This is a genomic window from Alistipes sp. Marseille-P2263 (assembly GCF_018101075.1).
Taxonomy (GTDB): Bacteria; Bacteroidota; Bacteroidia; order Bacteroidales; family Rikenellaceae; genus Alistipes; species Alistipes dispar.
On record NZ_JAGQEJ010000001.1, the window covers coordinates 159,211 to 176,166 of the forward strand.

The following is a 16,956-nucleotide window of genomic DNA, read 5'->3' on the forward strand; positions in this document are numbered from 1 at the left end:
CCCGCATCGCCGCCCGAACCACGGTACTGCCGGCATTTGCGCAACTGCGACGGCCGTGCAGAAACCATCCCGAACCGAATGAAACGAATCTGAAAACTTCGAGCCTATGTAGAACCGCAATACGATTCCGAAACTTCCGTACACCGGAGCCAGCGCATCCGCGGCCCCGCAAAACGACCATCACGACAGCCGGAACGGAGCGACCGAACGATCGCTCGTCCCGGCGCAAGTCAAACCTTTAACACGAAACTTTTATGAATTTCAGAAAACTGGGAACAATCCTTCCGGGACTTTCGGCCGCACTCATGCTCTCCTGCTCCGACAGCGACACGGGCGATGGTCCCGCAGCCGGCGACGGACTCACGGTCAGCCCCCTGACCATCGAGGCGGTGGCAACGGCCGAAACATACGACATCGAGATCAAGACCAAAGCCCCCTGGGAGGCACAGGCGAACAAGGATTTCATCAAAGTGAGCCCTTCGTGGGGCATCGGCAACGCCACGATGGTCATCACCGTCGAAAAGAACCGCACGCAGGAGGAACGCAGCGCCGTCGTCGTGGTATGGATCGACGAAGAGAACGCCCGGGAGATCACGATCACCCAGGCCGCCGGGACCGAAGCCCCGGCCGGCGAACGCAAATTCTACGTGACGGAGAACGGTTCCACCGACAATTCGGGTCTCCATTGGGACGAACCCACGACCTTCGAATGGGCGCTCGGGGAGGCTGTTGCCGGAGAAGAGATCCACATTGCGGCCGGAACCTATACCCCGACCAAATTCCTGACGGGCACCGAAACCTCCGGCGACGACAACAACAAAACGTTTGAAATCGACAAGAACATCACGCTCATAGGCGGCTATCCTGCCGCTCCGGAGGAGGGCGCCACCGCCGATCCGGCGATCAACAAGACCATTCTCAGCGGCAAACTCTCGGAAACGGCGAATGCCTACCACGTCATGGTGATCAGCGCTCCGCTCGCAGAGGGCGAATCGGTGAAAGTCAAAGGACTATACATTCAGGACGGCGTCGCGGTGGCCAAACTCGGCCCCACGGTCAACGGAGAAGCCTGCCAGACCCGCAACGGCGGCGGACTCGTCGTGCAGGGAGCCACCAGAGCCGAACTGGAGGACTGCGTCATCGCCAACAACACGGCAGAGACCCACGACGGCGGCGGCGTGTACCTCAAAAAGGCGACAGAGGTGCGATTCACCCGCTGCCGGATCCGTGACAACAAGACGAACGGCGCCGGAGCTCCCGCAGCCGGCATCTGCAACGACTGTTCGGTAGTTTACCTGTACGACTGTACGTTCGAGAACAACCAGGCGGGCGGTAACAGCGCAGCCATTCAGGCGGCAGGAGGCGGAGGCATCACGGCTGAAACCTACGCTTTCAACTGCACGTTCAACAAGAACAGTTCGGGAGTCCTCGGAGACAACCGGGATGCCGCCGGATATTACAGCCTGTGGACCGCCAAAGCAGCCTTTGTGAACTGCACCTTCTACGAGAACAAGGTCATCGGCGGCCAGCGGGGCGGCGCCCTGAACGTGAACTCGGGCGATCTCGACGTCATCAGCTGCACCATCCACAAGAACGACGGAAAGAGCACGGGCGGAGGTGTCCAAATACGCACCGCCGACGCGAAGGTGCGGATCTACAACTCGGTCATCGCGGGGAACATCGCCACGACGGCCGGAATGGAGGATATCGGCTACGACAACGAATCGGCCGCCAGGGCCGTGATCCGCAACTCGGTGGTCGGCGCGGCGGTTTACGACGCCGGCGGAAGCATCGCCGAGGGAGCACAGTTCGATGCGGCGACGATGTTCGGCTCCTTCGGGGACAACGGCGGCCACACCAGCACGATCGCCCTGACCGGTTCGGACAACCCGGCAGTCACGGGCGGTATGAGCGCCAGCGAACTGAGCGCACTGGCGAAGGACACGCTCGTACCCGCGGCCGACGCCGGCCTCGTCACCAAAGACCAGACGGGAGCGGACCGTTCGGGCAGACAAATGGGCGCCTGCGTCCGGTAAGCAAACGTCCACGGGCGCACTACGCCTGTGCCCGTGGACCGTTTCGCCCCGTTCGTATCCCGAAGAACGAAAATTTTGATATATTTGTATCGTTGCCCTTCGCCTGAACGGAAAGCGAAACGATGATATTCACGAATCCGAATACCCGAACGTTTTGAAAAAGTTCAACGATCGCCTGTTGCTTGAACTGCTTAAAAAGGATGACGAAAAAGCATTCAGCCTCCTTTTCGAAAGCTATTATGTTCCCTTGTGCCGGTATGCGAGACTGATTCTGAAATCCGAACAGCCGGCAGAGGAGGTGGTGATGAACGTCTTCATCCACATTTGGGAGAACCGGACCCGGATCGGAATCAAAAGTTCGTTGTGCGCTTATCTGTTCCGGTCGGTTAGAAACCGGTGCATCAATTACCTTCGCGACAACGGTCCCTCGGTATACCTGAGCGACGTGATGGTCGAACTATGCTGCGAGGAGAACCGCGACATGGAGGTCGAAGAGCTGAACCATTTCATCGAAGAGGCCATCCTGTCCCTGCCCGACAAATGCCGGGACGTATTCCTGAAGAGCCGCAACGAGGAGATGTCCAACCGCGAGATCGCCGAACAACTGAACATTTCGGTCAAGACGGTCGAAGCACAGATCACCAAAGCGCTCAAAGCGATTCGCAGCTACATAACGGACAAGATGGTCCTTTTATGTATGTTTTTTTGAAATATGCGGCTTTTCGCGTAAGGGTTGCATCTGTTTTTCGTGTCCTACCTGTATATTATGGATAAGATGAGTATCGGCAAAGACATACCTTGGGATGAAATAATCGCCCGCCTGAAACGAACCTCCACCCCCGAACAGGAGGCCCGCCTCGAAGCCTGGCTTGCGAGCGGCTCCAACGCACGCATCTACCGCGAGCTGACCGGGCTGTGGGAGGGCATTTCACGGCAGGCGGCTTATGAACCGGATGTCGAAAAGGGTTGGCGCGAACTCTCGGCCCGTACGATCGGTGCGACAGCGAAAAAAGCATCGGAACCCCGACTGCCGGCCAGACGCTCCGGAAAACTGCTCCGTCGGACCATTGCGGCGGCGGCCGCCGTCTGTCTGATCGCAGGCGGACACGTGCTGTCGCAACTCGCCGGCCGGTCCGCAGCGGAAGAGGAACTCCGCATACAGCAGTACTCCACGATCCGCGGGAAGTCCGAAATTCTGCTGTCCGACGGAACCAGAATCTTCATGCGCAACAACACGACACTCACGCTGAACACCGGTATCGGAAACGGCGAACGGGTGGTACGGTTGTCGGGCGAGGCATTCTTCGACGTGGCGAAGGACGAAAAACGACGTTTCGTCGTGGAGACCGAAAACCTGACGGTTGCCGTACACGGCACGGAGTTCAACGTCCGCACGAACGAAATGTCGGGCAAGACGGTGGTCGGTCTCATCGAAGGATCGGTATCGCTGAATCGGGCCGGGAAAGAGTTTTTCATGGTCCCCGGCGAGATCGCCGACTGCGACTCCGCAGGACGCATCACCATCTCGCAGGGAAATGTCGAGCTCGAACGGTGCTGGTCGAAGGAAAAGCTGGTCTTCCGGGAAAAGGACCTGCAATACATCAGCCATTACCTTTCGCGGTGGTACGACATCCGGATAAGCGTCGATCCCGCGATAGCGACCGAATACGTTTACACGTTCACCCTCGGCAACGAACCGATCGAAGAGGTCCTGCGGATCATGGCCCGTCTGAATCCCATAGAATACCGCTTTACGGAAGACAACTGTCTTCGCATATCGAAAAAACGGGGTTTGTAACTCCGCGATGCGACATATCGAATCTGCAATCAGGCAGTTGTCGGAAAAGCCGGCAGCCAGCCTCCTGCAACGCTAACTTTAACCTTAAAAATATGAAGTCAAGACTTTTCCTCGTTACCTTTCTGCTCGTCTTGTGGGGGGGGGTAACATTCGGCCAGGGCCGGGGGACGGAGAAGAGGATCACGGCCAGTTTCTCCGGAATCCCCCTTTCCGAAGCCATCGGCACCATCGAAAAAACGAGCGGATACACGTTCTTCTACGACGTCAAAAAAACGGATCTGACCCAAAAAGTCTCGCTCTTGGCGCGGAATATGCCCGTCGCGGAAGCGATCGGCCGCATGCTGAAGACGACCAATCTGGGATTCGAAATCGCCAACATGCAGGTCGTGCTTTTCCTGAAAGAGAAGAAACCCGCGGCTCCGCAGTCGAAAGAGATCGACGTAACGGGCAAGGTAACCGATCACGAAGGCAATCCGCTGGTCGGCGTCACCGTCATCACGGAGACCGGCAACCGCGGCACCACGACGGGAAACGACGGACGCTTCTTCATCCGCGTACCCCAGGGCGCATACCTCATCGTCTCCTACCTGGGCTATGAGAACCAGGCACTCAAAGCCGTACCGGACATGTCGGTCACACTCAAAGAGGACAGCAAGAGCATGGAGGCGGTCGTCGTCGTGGGTTACGGCACGCAGAAAAAGGCCAACCTGCTGGGCGCGGTATCGCAGGTAACCTCCGAAGAGCTCAAGGACCGGCCGGTATCGTCGCTGGGCAAGGCCCTGCAAGGCGTGATCCCCAACCTCAACATCACCTACGGCTCCGGTCTTCCGGGCGCCGAGACCAACCTCAACATCCGCGGCGTGGCGTCGATCAACGGCAGCGGGGCCCCGCTCGTGCTCATCGACGGCATCGAGGGCAACATCGACCGGGTGAACCCCAACGACGTGGAATCAGTGTCGGTGCTCAAGGACGCCGCCTCTGCGGCGATCTACGGAGCCCGCGCCGGCTTCGGCGTGATCCTGATCACCACGAAGAACAACGCGGACGGCAAAATGCGGATCAATTACAGCGGCCGTTTCAGCGTCTCGGCCCCGACGGCCTGCACGGATTTCATCACGACCGGATACGATGCGGCCGTCCTTGCCGACGAATTCAACAAATCCTACAACGGCAGTCCCTACACGCGCTATGACGGAGAGGATTTCCGCCAGCTGTACCAGCGCCGCAACGACCGGACCGAGAACCCCGACAGGCCCTGGGTAGTACAGAAAAACGGCAAATACATGTACTACGCCAATTTCAACTGGTACGACTACCTCTTCGACTACACCCAGCCTACGTGGGATCACGACCTGAGCATCAGCGGCGGCAACGAGAAGTTCAACTACCTGGTCAGCGGCAACCACTACACCAAAGAGGGTCTCTACGCCCAAAACACCGACAAATACACGACCAACAACCTGAACATGAAGTTCGGCGGGAAGGTCAAACCGTGGCTCTCGATAAACGGAGCCGCCCGTCTGTTCCATTCGAACTACCGTTCGCCGGGTTACGACTTCGAGGACGGCGGCAACATTCCCAACTACACCTTCCACGCAATGCCTTTCATCACGCCGTACAACCCGGACGGCTCAAGCGTATACACCACCGAGGTCACGGGATCGGCTCCGGCCGACGGCATGGCGGCTGCGGTAGCGCAGGGCAGAGCCTTCTCCCAACTGAAACAGACCCAATACACCACGACGATCGGAGGCGTGATAACGCCCCTCGAGGGATGGAGCATCGTCGGGACATTCAGCTACAAGCGCTATCAAAGGGAAAAGACGTTCCGTTCGGCCAACATCTCCTACTCGGACGCCTACGGCGAAATGAAAACGGCCACGACCGGGTTTTTCAGCGACAAGCTGCGCGAAAACTCGGCCGTCGAGGAGCACTACACCTATGATCTCTACACGACCTACGAGCACAGCATCAACCGACACAATTTCAAGGTGCTTGCCGGTATGAACCACGAGGCATACCGCTACAAGCTCATCTACGGAGCCAAATCCTCGCTCCAGTCCGACTACCTCAACGACCTCAATCTGGGAACGGGCGTGGCCGAGGCGTCGGGCGGACAGAGCCGCTGGGCGCTGCTCGGCTTCTTCGGCCGCGGGACCTACGACTTCGCCGGAAAATACCTCGCCGAGGTGAACTTCCGCTGGGACGGTTCGTCCCGCTTCCCGAAACACGACCGGTGGGGATTCTTCCCCTCCGTAGCCCTCGGCTGGAGGATCAGCGAGGAAAACTTCATGGAGCCTTTACGCAAGGTGATCGACAACGTCAAGCTGCGCGCCTCGGTCGGATCGCTCGGGAACCAGGCCATCGCCGACAGCTACCCCTACATACAGTCGCTGAGCCCCTCGCTCTCGACCTCCTACCTGATGAACGGCAACAAGATCTACATCACGAGCCTCGGCGCCCCGCAGTCGGGCGACCTGACCTGGGAGACGATCATAACGAAGAACCTCGGCCTCGACCTGGGATTCTTCGGGAACCGTCTGACGGCCACCGCCGATTTCTACATCCGCGACACGAAGGACATGCTCATCCCGGGCAAGGAGCTGCCGGGCGTTTACGGCATGGCATCGCCGAACATGAACGCCGGCGACCTGCGCACCCGGGGATACGAAATCACGCTCGGCTGGCAGGACAGCTTCAGCCTCTGCCGAAAGCCCTTCTCCTACAACGTAAACTTCACGCTCGCCGACAGCAAAGCCAAAATCACGAAGTTCGACAACCCGACCAACTCGCTGCGGACCTACATCGTCGGCCGTGACGTGGGCGAAATCTGGGGTTACCACATCGAGGGCCTGTTCCGGACCGATGCCGAGGCTGCCGGCCGCAAGGTGGACCAGAGCTTCGTGAACCCGAACATCTACAACGAAGCGGTGGGCGCCTACCGCGGCCTGCAGGCCGGCGACCTCATCTATGCCGATCTGGACGACAGCGGCGAAGTCGATTACGGCGACTACACTTCCGACGACCCCGGCGACCTGCGCGTGATCGGCAACTCGCGGCCGCGCTACCATTACAGCATCAACGCCGGATTCTCCTGGTACGGATTCGACTTCTCCGTATTCTTCCAGGGTATCGGCCGCCAGCATATCTATCCGGGCGCCAACAACATGCTTTTCTGGGGTCCCTACGCCCGACCGTACTCCTCGTTCATCCCGACCACGTTCCTGACAGACGTGTGGACCGAGGACACTCCCGACGCCTATTATCCCAAGGCCCGGGGTTATGCCGCGCAGGGTTCGCGTTCGCTCGCCCAGATCAACGACCGGTACCTGCAAAACCTTGCCTACTGCCGTCTGAAGAACCTGACCTTCGGCTATACGCTGCCCTCGTCGCTGACCTCCAAGGTCGGGATCGAGCGAATCAGGGTCTATTTCAGCGGGGACAACCTCTTCACATGGACCAAACTGAAGAGCGATTACCTCGATCCCGAACAGATGACCTCCGATGCGAACGGACGCGTTTACCCGTTCTCGAAGACCTACTCATTCGGAGTCGATATCAGTTTCTAAACAACCCAAAGTCATGAAAAAGACATTCTATACCCTATGTATCGCCGCGGTGTTCGTTTCGTGCAATCTCGATGAATTCCCGCTGGACAAGCTGGCTCCCGAAAACTATTTCAACAACGAGGCGGAACTGAAAACCTTCACCAATACCTTCTACCAGCAGAACTTTCCCGAAGCGAGCAGCATCTACTCCGAAAGTGCCGACGTCATCATCGTGACGACGCTCCAGCCCGAAGTGTCGGGTACGCGCACGGTCGTCAACGAAGGCGGCGGCTGGGACATCGGAAGCTGGCAGCCGCTCACCTACATCAACAACTACCTCCACTATTCGCACCGCTGCAGCGACACGAAGGCCCGCGAGCGCTATGACGGCGTGGCCCGGTTCTTCCGCGCCTACTTCTATTTCGAGAAAGTGAAACGCTTCGGCGACGTACCCTGGTACGACCGGCCCCTGAAATCGGACGATCCCGATCTATACAAGGCCCGCGACCCCCGCGAACTGGTCATGTCCAAGATTCTCGAGGACATCGACTATGCCATCGACAAACTGCCGCAGGAACAGAACGTTTACAGCGTCACGCAGTGGACCGCCCTCGCCCTCAAGTCGCGGATCTGTCTTTTCGAAGGCACATTCCGCAAATACCACGGCATAGCCGGTCACGAGGAGTACCTGGACGAATGCATCGAGGCGGCCGAGCGGTTCATCGACGAGAGTCCGTATCAGATATACAAGGGTTCGCAGACCCCCTACCGGGACCTCTTCTCGTCGAACAACGCCATCTCCACGGAAGTGATCCTGGCCCGCGACTACGAAATCGGACTGAACATCATTCATAACGCCAACAACTACACGCTCTCCAACACCTACGGTATGCCGGGACTGAACAAGAAGATCGTGGACAGCTACCTCAAGGCGGACGGCAGCCGTTTCACGGACGTTCCGGGATACGCCACAATGGAGTTCTATCAGGAGATGCAGGACCGCGACCCGCGGCTCACGCAGACCGTCCGCGGACCGGGCTACACCCGCATCGGCCAGACGGACCGACTCTCGCCCGACTTCTCGTGCTCGACGACCGGATACCAGTTGACCAAATGGGTGACCGACCCCAGCCAGGACGGTTACAATAAGTCGTACAACGACATCATCCTCTTCCGTGCCGCCGAAGTTTACCTGAACTTCGCCGAGGCCAAGGCCGAACGCGGAACGCTGACCCAGACGGATATCGACAAATCCATCAAACCGATCCGCGACCGGGTGGGCATGCCGAATCTCGACATGGAAGAGGCCAACGACAATCCGGATCCGTATCTTACCAGCGACGTGACGGGGTATCCGCATGTCAGCGGCGAGAACAAGGGCGTCATCCTCGAAATCCGCCGCGAACGGACCATCGAACTGATCGCCGAAGGACACCGCTACTACGACATGGTACGCTGGAAAGAGGGTAAAATGTTCGAACAGGAGTTCAAGGGCATGTACTTCACGCCCGGCATGAACTCCGACGGATACCGCATCTATGACCTCGACGGCAGCGGCGACGTCAGCGCACTGGATGTCTGCCTCTACACGACCTCTTCGGCGCCGAAGGCCGCGGACCATCCGGAACTCGCCGTCATCAAGACGTTCCTCAAGATCGGCAGCGCCTTCGAACTGACCGGAGCCGCCGGAGGCAACATCATCGTCCACAACACCGAGACCGAACCGCGCGAGTGGCGCGAAGACAGGGATTATCTCTATCCGCTGCCGCTGTCGCAGATTCAGTTCGCTCCCGACAAGATCAAACAGAATCCGAACTGGTAAACCGCGTGGCATGCGGCGGTACGCAAAGCCGCACCGCCGCATGCCACCGTTCAAAGAAAAACAGCGCAAACAAGAATCTTGTTATGAAAAATTCAGGCAAAATCATCCTCGCCGTCATGCTCCTCGCGGGCATGCTTCCCCTCACCTCGTGCGGAAAATCGGAGACACCGAAGCTCAGCACCGGAGGCATCGGCGGCAACGAAAGCGGCACTTCCGAAGAGTACAAGTACCCCAAAACCCCGCAATCGGCAATCCGGCTGATGACCTACAATTCCTACTATTGCCGCAGCAACACAGGGACACCGGCCGTCTCGCAGACGAACACGGAAAACTTCGCCCGGGTGATCAAGACGCTCGACGCCGACATCGTAGCGATCCAGGAACTCGACAAAGGGGCGCTGAACCGCAACAAACGCGACCTGTTGCAGGAAATCGCCGACGCGACAGGCATCGACTATCAGGTCGTTTTCGCCCCGGCGGCGGACTACATGGGCGGCAAGATCGGCCCCGGGGTCCTCGTCAAGAAAGACCTGGGGGTTCAAAATGTGGAAACGGTCGAACTGCCGGGCGACGAAGGCCGCATGCTGATCGTCGTCGAAACGCCCGATTTCGTCTTCATGGGAACCCATCTCGACCTGAACGACGACGCGAGACGGCGGAGCGCTTCCATCATCAACGAAGTGTCGAACGGTTACCGGAAACCGGTGTTCCTCGCCGGCGACCTCAACGACTCCCACAGATGGTCGGGCGGCGGCGCGGCCTTCCCCATCCTCACGAACGAGTTTGCGATCCGGAGTTCGACCGAAGGGACGCTTCCCGGCCAGCCCAACGAAACCATCGACTACATCCTGTGCGACGACAACGGCCAAGCATCCGCAGTGGACTTTCTGGAAAGCGAGGTCGTAAAGAAATTGAATTTCAACGGCAAGGTCGAGGACCTCGACACCGTATCGGATCATTTCCCGGTCTATCTGGACATCGAACTGAAATAAAATGCTACGTCTGACTTCATTTTGCCGGACGGGGCTCCTCTTCCTGTCCCTGTCGATTCCGATCCTGGCCGGAGCGGCTCCGGAACAGCCGGATTTCAGCGGCGTCGTCCGGCTCGTGGAGCGCCGCATCCCCTTCCTGGCCGGCAAGGTCGATTTCCTTCCTGCGTCCGATGCCGCAGGAAGCTGCGACGCATTCACCCTCTCCGCACGGCAAGGACGGCTGACGATCGAAGCGTCCTCGTCCTCCGCGGCAGCCACGGCCGTCAATTACTACCTGAACCATTACTGCGGGATGAGCCTGTCGCACAACGGCGACAACCTGCACGATCTGCCGTCGCTTCCTGAGGTCGTACCTTCGGTGACGGTCCGCTCTCCGTTCCGCTACCGCTACGCCCTCAACTACTGCACGTACAACTACACCTACTCGTTCTACGACTGGAACGACTGGGAACGCGAACTCGACTGGATGGCCCTGAACGGCGTCAATCTCATGCTCGCCCCCCTGGGGACCGAACTCGTCTGGGCCCGAACGCTGGAAGACGCCGGATTTACCGAAGAGGAGATCGGCGACTTCATCCCGGGGCCGGCTTTCACGGCATGGTGGCTCATGGGCAATCTCGAAGGATGGGGCGGCCCGATGAGCCGCGGCATGATGGAAAGCCGGGCCCGGATGCAGCGGCGTATCCTGGCACGGATGGCCGAACTGGGTATCGAACCTGTATTGCAGGGCTTCTGGGGCATGGTTCCCAACAAGCTCCGGGAGAAATACCCCGACGCCCGGATCGTCGATCAGGGACTGTGGGGCCGCATCTTCCCCCGCCCCGCGATCCTGCTCCCCGAAGACCCGCTCTTCGACCGGATGGCCGACCGCTACTACTCCGTCCTGCGGGAACTCTACGGCGACTCGGTGAACTACCTCGGCGGCGACCTCTTTCACGAGGGAGGCGATACGACCGGGATGCACGTGACCCGCACAGCGTCGTTGATCCAGGCCTCCATGCAGCGGCATTTCCCCGGATCGAAATGGATGCTCCAGGGATGGAGCGGCAATCCGAAGAAGGAACTGCTCGCAGGACTCGACCCGGCATTGACCGTGGTCATCGACCTCTTCGGGGAGAGCGGTTCGACGTGGCGAAACACCGGGGAGTTCTATGGCACCCCGTGGATCTGGGCCACCGTAAACCATTTCGGCGGCAAGACCGATATGGGCGGCCAGCTTCCGGTGATCCTCGCGGGACCCCACGAGGCCCGTTCCGAATCCAAGAATCTCCTCTGCGGCGTGGGTATCCTGCCCGAAGGCATCGCCGCCAATCCGATCGTCTATGACTGGGCCCTGAAAACGGCCTGGGAGCCCGGAGCACCCGATCCCGACGACTACCTGCGCCGATACATCGCCTATCGCTACGGCACATGGAACGACCATGTCCACGAAGCCTGGCGGCTGTTGCTGGGGTCCGTTTACGGCGAGTTCGCCATCAAGGGGGAAGGGACCTTCGAATCCATCTTCTGCGCCCGCCCCGGACTGGACGTCACCAGCGTTTCGACATGGGGCCCCAAACGGTTCCAGTACGACCCGGCAAAGCTCGTCGATGCGCTGGTCCTGTTCCGCAAGGCGGCGGAGCAGTACGGAAACTCGCCGACATACCGTTACGACCTGGCCGATCTGGCACGCCAGGTGCTCGCCAACCACGCCCGGGACATCTACCAAAGGACCGTCAAGGCATACCGTCGCGGCGACCGTGAAGGATTCGGTCTGCTTGCGGCCGATTTCCTCGCGCTGCTCGGACTTCAGGACCGCCTCACGGGCACGCAACCGGATTTTCTGCTGGGACGATGGCTCGACAAGGCCCTGCATTACGGCGACAACGAACAGGAACGCCGTCAGTCGTTAAAAAACGCCAAGACGCAGATCACCTACTGGGGACCCGCCGATCCGAATACCCGCGTGCACGACTATGCCAACAAGGAATGGAGCGGCCTGCTCGCTGATTACTACCTGCCGCGCTGGAAGGCTTTCTTCGACTACCTGAGCGCCGATATGGAGGGCCGGAAAATCCCCGAACCGGACTATTTCGGCATGGAAAAGGCATGGGCCGATTCCGGAAAGGAGTACCCGACCGAACCGCGCGGAGAGCTGCTCGCCAAGGTGGATTCGGTGCTGCTTGCCGTGCGTCCGCCCTACAAGGACCGGAACCTCACGCCCCGGGAACGTGCAAACGATCTTCTGGGACGGATGACCCTGCGTGAAAAGATCGCGCAGATGCGCCACATCCATTTCAAACACTTCGACGACGGAGGAGAGGTCGATCTCGAAAAACTGGCGTCCTCCACCGGCGGAGTCGGCTGGGGATGCGTCGAGGCGTTCCCCTACTCCTCCGAACAGTACATGAAGGCCATGCGGCAGATACAGGCGTACATGCGCAGCGACACCCGCCTCGGCATTCCGGTCATTCCCGTCATGGAGGGGCTTCACGGTGTCGTGCAGGACGGCAGCACGATCTTTCCGCAGGCCATTGCGCAGGGCGCGACCTTCAACCCGCAACTCGTCGGCGGAATGGCCGGCCATATCGCCGACGAAATGGAGGCCATCGGTGCAAAACAGGTGCTTGCTCCCGTACTCGACATCGCCCGGGAGCTGCGCTGGGGACGCGTCGAAGAGACTTTCGGCGAAGACCCGCACCTGATCTCACGCATGGGCGCCGCCTACATGCAAGCCATGCACGCCAAAGGCATGATCACGACACCCAAGCACTTCGTCGCACACGGCACCCCCACGGCAGGGCTCAACCTAGCCTCGGTGAAAGGCGGCAAACGGGAGCTGATGAGCCTTTACGTGAAACCCTTCCGGGAACTGATCGCCGCGACGAAGCCGCTGTCCGCCATGAACTGTTACAGTTCCTACGACGACGAGGCGGTCACGGGTTCGAAATCCCTGATGACCGGACTGCTGCGCGACAGCCTCGGATTCAGGGGATACGTCTACTCCGACTGGGGTTCGGTCAGGATGCTCTCGCATTTCCACCGCGTAGCCGCTCCCGGAGGCGCCGCAGCCTGCATGGCCATCGAAGCCGGCATCGACCTCGAAGCCGGGAGCGAAGAATACCGACATGCGGAACGAATGGTCCGGGAAGGATTTCTCGACGAAAAACACATCGACCGGGCCGTCGGCAACATTTTATTCGCCAAATTCGCTTCCGGCCTTTTCGACGGGGAACCGGCGGACACGCTCGGCTGGCGGCGGAAGATACACGCTCCAGAAGCCGTGCGCCTCGCCCGGCAGATCGCCGACGAAAGCGCCGTACTGCTCGAAAACCGCAACGGCGTGCTGCCGCTGTCGCCCGGCAAACTGCGGTCGGTGGCCGTCATCGGCCCGAACGCCGACCGCGTACAGTTCGGCGATTACAGCTGGAGCGCGGAGAAGGACAAGGGCGTCACCCCGCTGCGCGGAATCCGGGAATACCTGGCCGGCTCCGGCGTGCGGGTGAACTATGCGGAGGGATGCGATCCCTATTCGCAGGACAAAAGCGGGTTCGGCGAAGCCCTGAAAGCCGCCCGCCGGAGCGACGTCGTCGTGGCATTCGTCGGGTCGCAGAGCGCCGTACTCGCCCGGGCATCCGAACCGGCGACCAGCGGGGAGGGCTACGACCTTACCAATCTGCGTCTGCCGGGCGTGCAGGAGGAACTCGTCGAAGAACTCGCCCGGACGGGCAAACCGATGATAGTCGTGCTCGTGACGGGCAAACCGTTCGAACTGGCCCGCATCCGGGAACTGGCGGATGCCGTGCTCGTGCAGTGGTATGCCGGCGAGGAGGCCGGAGCCTCCGTCGCAGGAATACTTTTCGGGAAAACGAACCCTTCGGGCAGGCTCCCCGTCTCGTTTCCGCAGAGCGCCGGACACCTGCCGTGCTACTACAATCACCTGCCCACGGACAAAGGCTACTACAACAAGAAAGGCTCCCCCGACAGTCCGGGGCGCGATTACGTCTTCTCGGACCCCGAACCGCTCTATCCGTTCGGATACGGATCGAGCTATACGCGGTTCGAATATTCCGGAATGGAGACTGTTTCCCGGGAGCTCACCGCGACCGACACCCTGAAGGTGAACGTCCGCGTGAAAAACACGGGCAGCCGGACGGGCCGCGAAGTCGTGCAACTGTATGTCCGGGATCCGATAAGTTCCGTTGTGACCCCCGTCAGACAACTCCAGGCATTCGACAAGGTGGAGCTGGCCCCGGGCGAAGAGCGGCAGGTTCGTTTCTCGATACCCGTCCAACAGCTCGCCCTGTACGATGCCGGCATGCGGAGGGTCGTCGAACCGGGCGATTTCGAGTTGCAGGTCGGGGCCTCCTCCCGGGACATCCGGCTCCGCGACACGGTAACCGTGGCCGGTCGCACAGACATCCCGGCCCCCAAGGCGACCGGTGCGGAAGCAGGCGCCGTCCGGGAGCCGGGAGCGGAGGTCGAGATTTCTGGAACGGTGCGCAACGTGCAGGCGGCGGTCATGCCGAACGTCAGGGTCTGCGCCGCATCGGCCCCCGCACGTGCCGTCGTGACAGACAGACACGGAAGATACGTCCTCCGCATCCGGACCAACGACCGGGCCGTCTTCGAACTGGAAGGCTACGAACGCCGGGAGATAGACGTCACGGAGGGCGGCAGCCTCGACATCGAGTTGGAACCGATCATGAACTGACCCAAAACCAGTAAGACAGGCTATGAAACCGTACCTTTCTTCGTTGTTATTGTCCGCAGGGCTCTCCCTGTCGCTCGTCTCGTGCGACAGCGGGACCGCCCGGAAAATCTCATCGTTCGACGAACTGCCCGACCCCACGGCCGACACGCTCTCCGACTGGTCGGACGTTCCCCGAGGGCTCCACGCCTCGTTCGTGAGCACGGACGCCGTTTTCAGACGTTCGGTCGCCCCGGACGCAGCGCCCGCGACATCCGCCCGGCTGGAGGGATGGCGCGGCGAACGGGTGTCCGCCCAACTGCTGCTCTGGACCGCCTCCGGTGCGGAAGGCGTAGAGGTCGAGGTGGAGCCGTTCCGATCGGACGGGCACACGCTTCCCGAAGACGCCGCCCGCGCCCGATTCGTCCGCTATGTCCTGAGCGACGAGTTCGGCAACAAATGCGGCTATCACGATCCGGCGATCTACCCGCCGCACCTGGTTCCGGACATGCTCGACGACATCGAGGTTTTCGACATAAAGGCCCGAAGCGTCCGTCCGGTGTGGATAACGGTATCCATCCCGGCCGACGCCCCCGCCGGAGAGTACGCTTCGACGGTAAAAGTGTATGCAAAAGGGCGGCAGCTCCGAACATTCGACATCGGACTCACGGTCATCGGCCGGGAACTCCCGCCCCCTGCCGAATGGAACTACTACCTCGACCTCTGGCAGCATCCTGCGGCCGTCGCCCGCGTCGAAGGGCTCGACCTGTGGAGCGACGCCCACTTCGAGGCCCTTGTCCCGTACATGCGGCTGCTGGCCGACGCCGGCCAAAAGGTCGTCACCACGACGCTGAACAAGGACCCGTGGAACAACCAGTGCTTCGACGCCTATGCCGACATGATCGTCTGGACAAAGAATGCAGACGGATCGTGGAGCTACGACTACACGGTCTTCGACCGGTGGGTCGAACTGATGACGGGTCTGGGAATCGACCGTACCATCAACTGCTACTCGATGCTGCCGTGGAACAACGAACTCCACTACCGGGACGGTTCCACGGGCCGTTTCGTCGATGTGACGGCCGATCCGGGCACTCCGGCCTTCGAAGCGCTGTGGGAGCCGTTCCTCACCGACTTCACCGGACACCTCCGCGAAAAGGGGTGGCTCGGACGGACGAATATCGCCATGGACGAACGTTCGCCGGAGGAGATGACCGATGCGCTCGGCCTCCTGCGGAAGACGGCGCCCGAACTGGGGATCGCCATGGCCGACAACAAGAACAGCTACCTGAACTATCCTTTCATAAACAGCATGTGCGTCAAAGTCCGCGACCGGGTTCCGCCGCAGCATATCGCCGAGCGACGCGCCCAAGGCTTCATAACGACCTACTATGTCTGCTGTTCGGACCGCTTCCCCAACATGTTCACCTTCTCCGCCCCCGCCGAAGCGGTCTATGCCGGATGGTATATGGCCGCCTGCGGTTACGACGGATTTCTGCGCTGGGCCTACAATTCGTGGGTCGGGGAGCCGCTGACCGACTCGCGTTTCAGGACCTTCCCCGCCGGCGATACATACATCATTTACCCCGGGGCCCGCTCTTCGGTCCGGTTCGAACGGCTGGTCGAAGGAATACAGGATGCCGAGAAGATTTCGATTCTGAAAAAGGAGTTCGCGGCCAAAGGAACGCCGGAGGCCGCGTCACGGCTCGAACGGCTCGAAACGCTGCTCTCCGGATTCGCCACCATCACTCCGGAAAAGGGATGGCCCGACAGACTATCCCGGGCCAAACGGAAACTCAACGAACTGTCTCGATGACACCGACGGAACAAGCCACTCGCAACGAGCGGCTTGTTTTCGGCGTGAATAAGCGGTCCTGACGGATTTCATCGCATCGGAGTCCTGCCGGAAAACCACGATGCCGGGAAAGGCGGCCGAAAAACAGGCCGAACAGCGGCAGAAGAACCGAAAAGTACGACGTGAAGTCCGGCGGAAAGACAACCGGGAAAGGCAGACGGATGACCGGAACGGAAGCGCAGAAACGGCATGCCGACCGTAAGCAGGACGAGCGGCGGAAAAGACTGACGAACCGT

At 60.3% G+C, this 16,956-nt stretch carries 8 protein-coding genes; all 8 read left to right on the forward strand.

The genetic code is table 11. The features are described 5' to 3' along the window. Nucleotides 1-254: 254 nt before the first annotated feature. The 8 genes from KB554_RS00645 (at nt 255) to KB554_RS00680 (ending at nt 16,681) form a co-directional block, all read left to right on the forward strand. Nucleotides 255-2,036 (forward strand): right-handed parallel beta-helix repeat-containing protein, encoded by a 1,782-nt coding sequence (locus KB554_RS00645; RefSeq protein ID WP_211034623.1) that lies wholly within the window; start codon nt 255-257, stop codon nt 2,034-2,036. A gap of 154 nt (nt 2,037-2,190) precedes the next feature. Then, on the forward strand, nt 2,191-2,745 hold the full coding sequence (locus KB554_RS00650; RefSeq protein WP_162852165.1) for an RNA polymerase sigma-70 factor: 555 nt from the start codon (nt 2,191-2,193) through the stop codon (nt 2,743-2,745). A gap of 57 nt (nt 2,746-2,802) precedes the next feature. Beyond that, the gene (locus tag KB554_RS00655) at nt 2,803-3,834 is read left to right on the forward strand and encodes a FecR domain-containing protein (protein ID WP_211034624.1); all 1,032 of its coding nucleotides are present in this window, start codon (nt 2,803-2,805) and stop codon (nt 3,832-3,834) included. Between the two features lie 92 nt (nt 3,835-3,926). Then, on the forward strand, nt 3,927-7,403 hold the full coding sequence (locus tag KB554_RS00660; protein WP_242116199.1) for a TonB-dependent receptor: 3,477 nt from the start codon (nt 3,927-3,929) through the stop codon (nt 7,401-7,403). 13 nt (nt 7,404-7,416) lie between these two features. Then, a complete protein-coding gene (locus KB554_RS00665; RefSeq protein ID WP_211034625.1) occupies nt 7,417-9,204 on the forward strand; it encodes a RagB/SusD family nutrient uptake outer membrane protein in 1,788 nt (595 codons plus the stop codon). A gap of 83 nt (nt 9,205-9,287) precedes the next feature. Next, nucleotides 9,288-10,196, forward strand: a complete 909-nt coding sequence (locus tag KB554_RS00670) for an endonuclease/exonuclease/phosphatase family protein (protein ID WP_211034626.1) — start codon at nt 9,288-9,290, stop codon at nt 10,194-10,196. Between the two features lies 1 nt (nt 10,197). Beyond that, nucleotides 10,198-14,889: an alpha-N-acetylglucosaminidase TIM-barrel domain-containing protein gene (locus KB554_RS00675; RefSeq protein WP_211034627.1), complete on the forward strand. Its 4,692-nt coding sequence runs from the start codon at nt 10,198-10,200 to the stop codon at nt 14,887-14,889. 22 nt (nt 14,890-14,911) lie between these two features. Further along, the gene (locus tag KB554_RS00680) at nt 14,912-16,681 is read left to right on the forward strand and encodes a glycoside hydrolase domain-containing protein (protein WP_242116200.1); all 1,770 of its coding nucleotides are present in this window, start codon (nt 14,912-14,914) and stop codon (nt 16,679-16,681) included. Nucleotides 16,682-16,956: the final 275 nt, after the last annotated feature.

Bases quoted from the DNA above. Each gene is read 5' to 3' on its own strand.
- KB554_RS00645 (WP_211034623.1), top strand. From the start codon at position 255: ATGAATTTCAGAAAACTGGGAACAATCCTTCCGGGACTTTCGGCCGCA.
- KB554_RS00655 (WP_211034624.1), top strand. From the start codon at position 2,803: ATGGATAAGATGAGTATCGGCAAAGACATACCTTGGGATGAAATAATC.
- KB554_RS00660 (WP_242116199.1), top strand. From the start codon at position 3,927: ATGAAGTCAAGACTTTTCCTCGTTACCTTTCTGCTCGTCTTGTGGGGG.
- KB554_RS00665 (WP_211034625.1), top strand. From the start codon at position 7,417: ATGAAAAAGACATTCTATACCCTATGTATCGCCGCGGTGTTCGTTTCG.
- KB554_RS00670 (WP_211034626.1), top strand. From the start codon at position 9,288: ATGAAAAATTCAGGCAAAATCATCCTCGCCGTCATGCTCCTCGCGGGC.
- KB554_RS00675 (WP_211034627.1), top strand. From the start codon at position 10,198: ATGCTACGTCTGACTTCATTTTGCCGGACGGGGCTCCTCTTCCTGTCC.
- KB554_RS00680 (WP_242116200.1), top strand. From the start codon at position 14,912: ATGAAACCGTACCTTTCTTCGTTGTTATTGTCCGCAGGGCTCTCCCTG.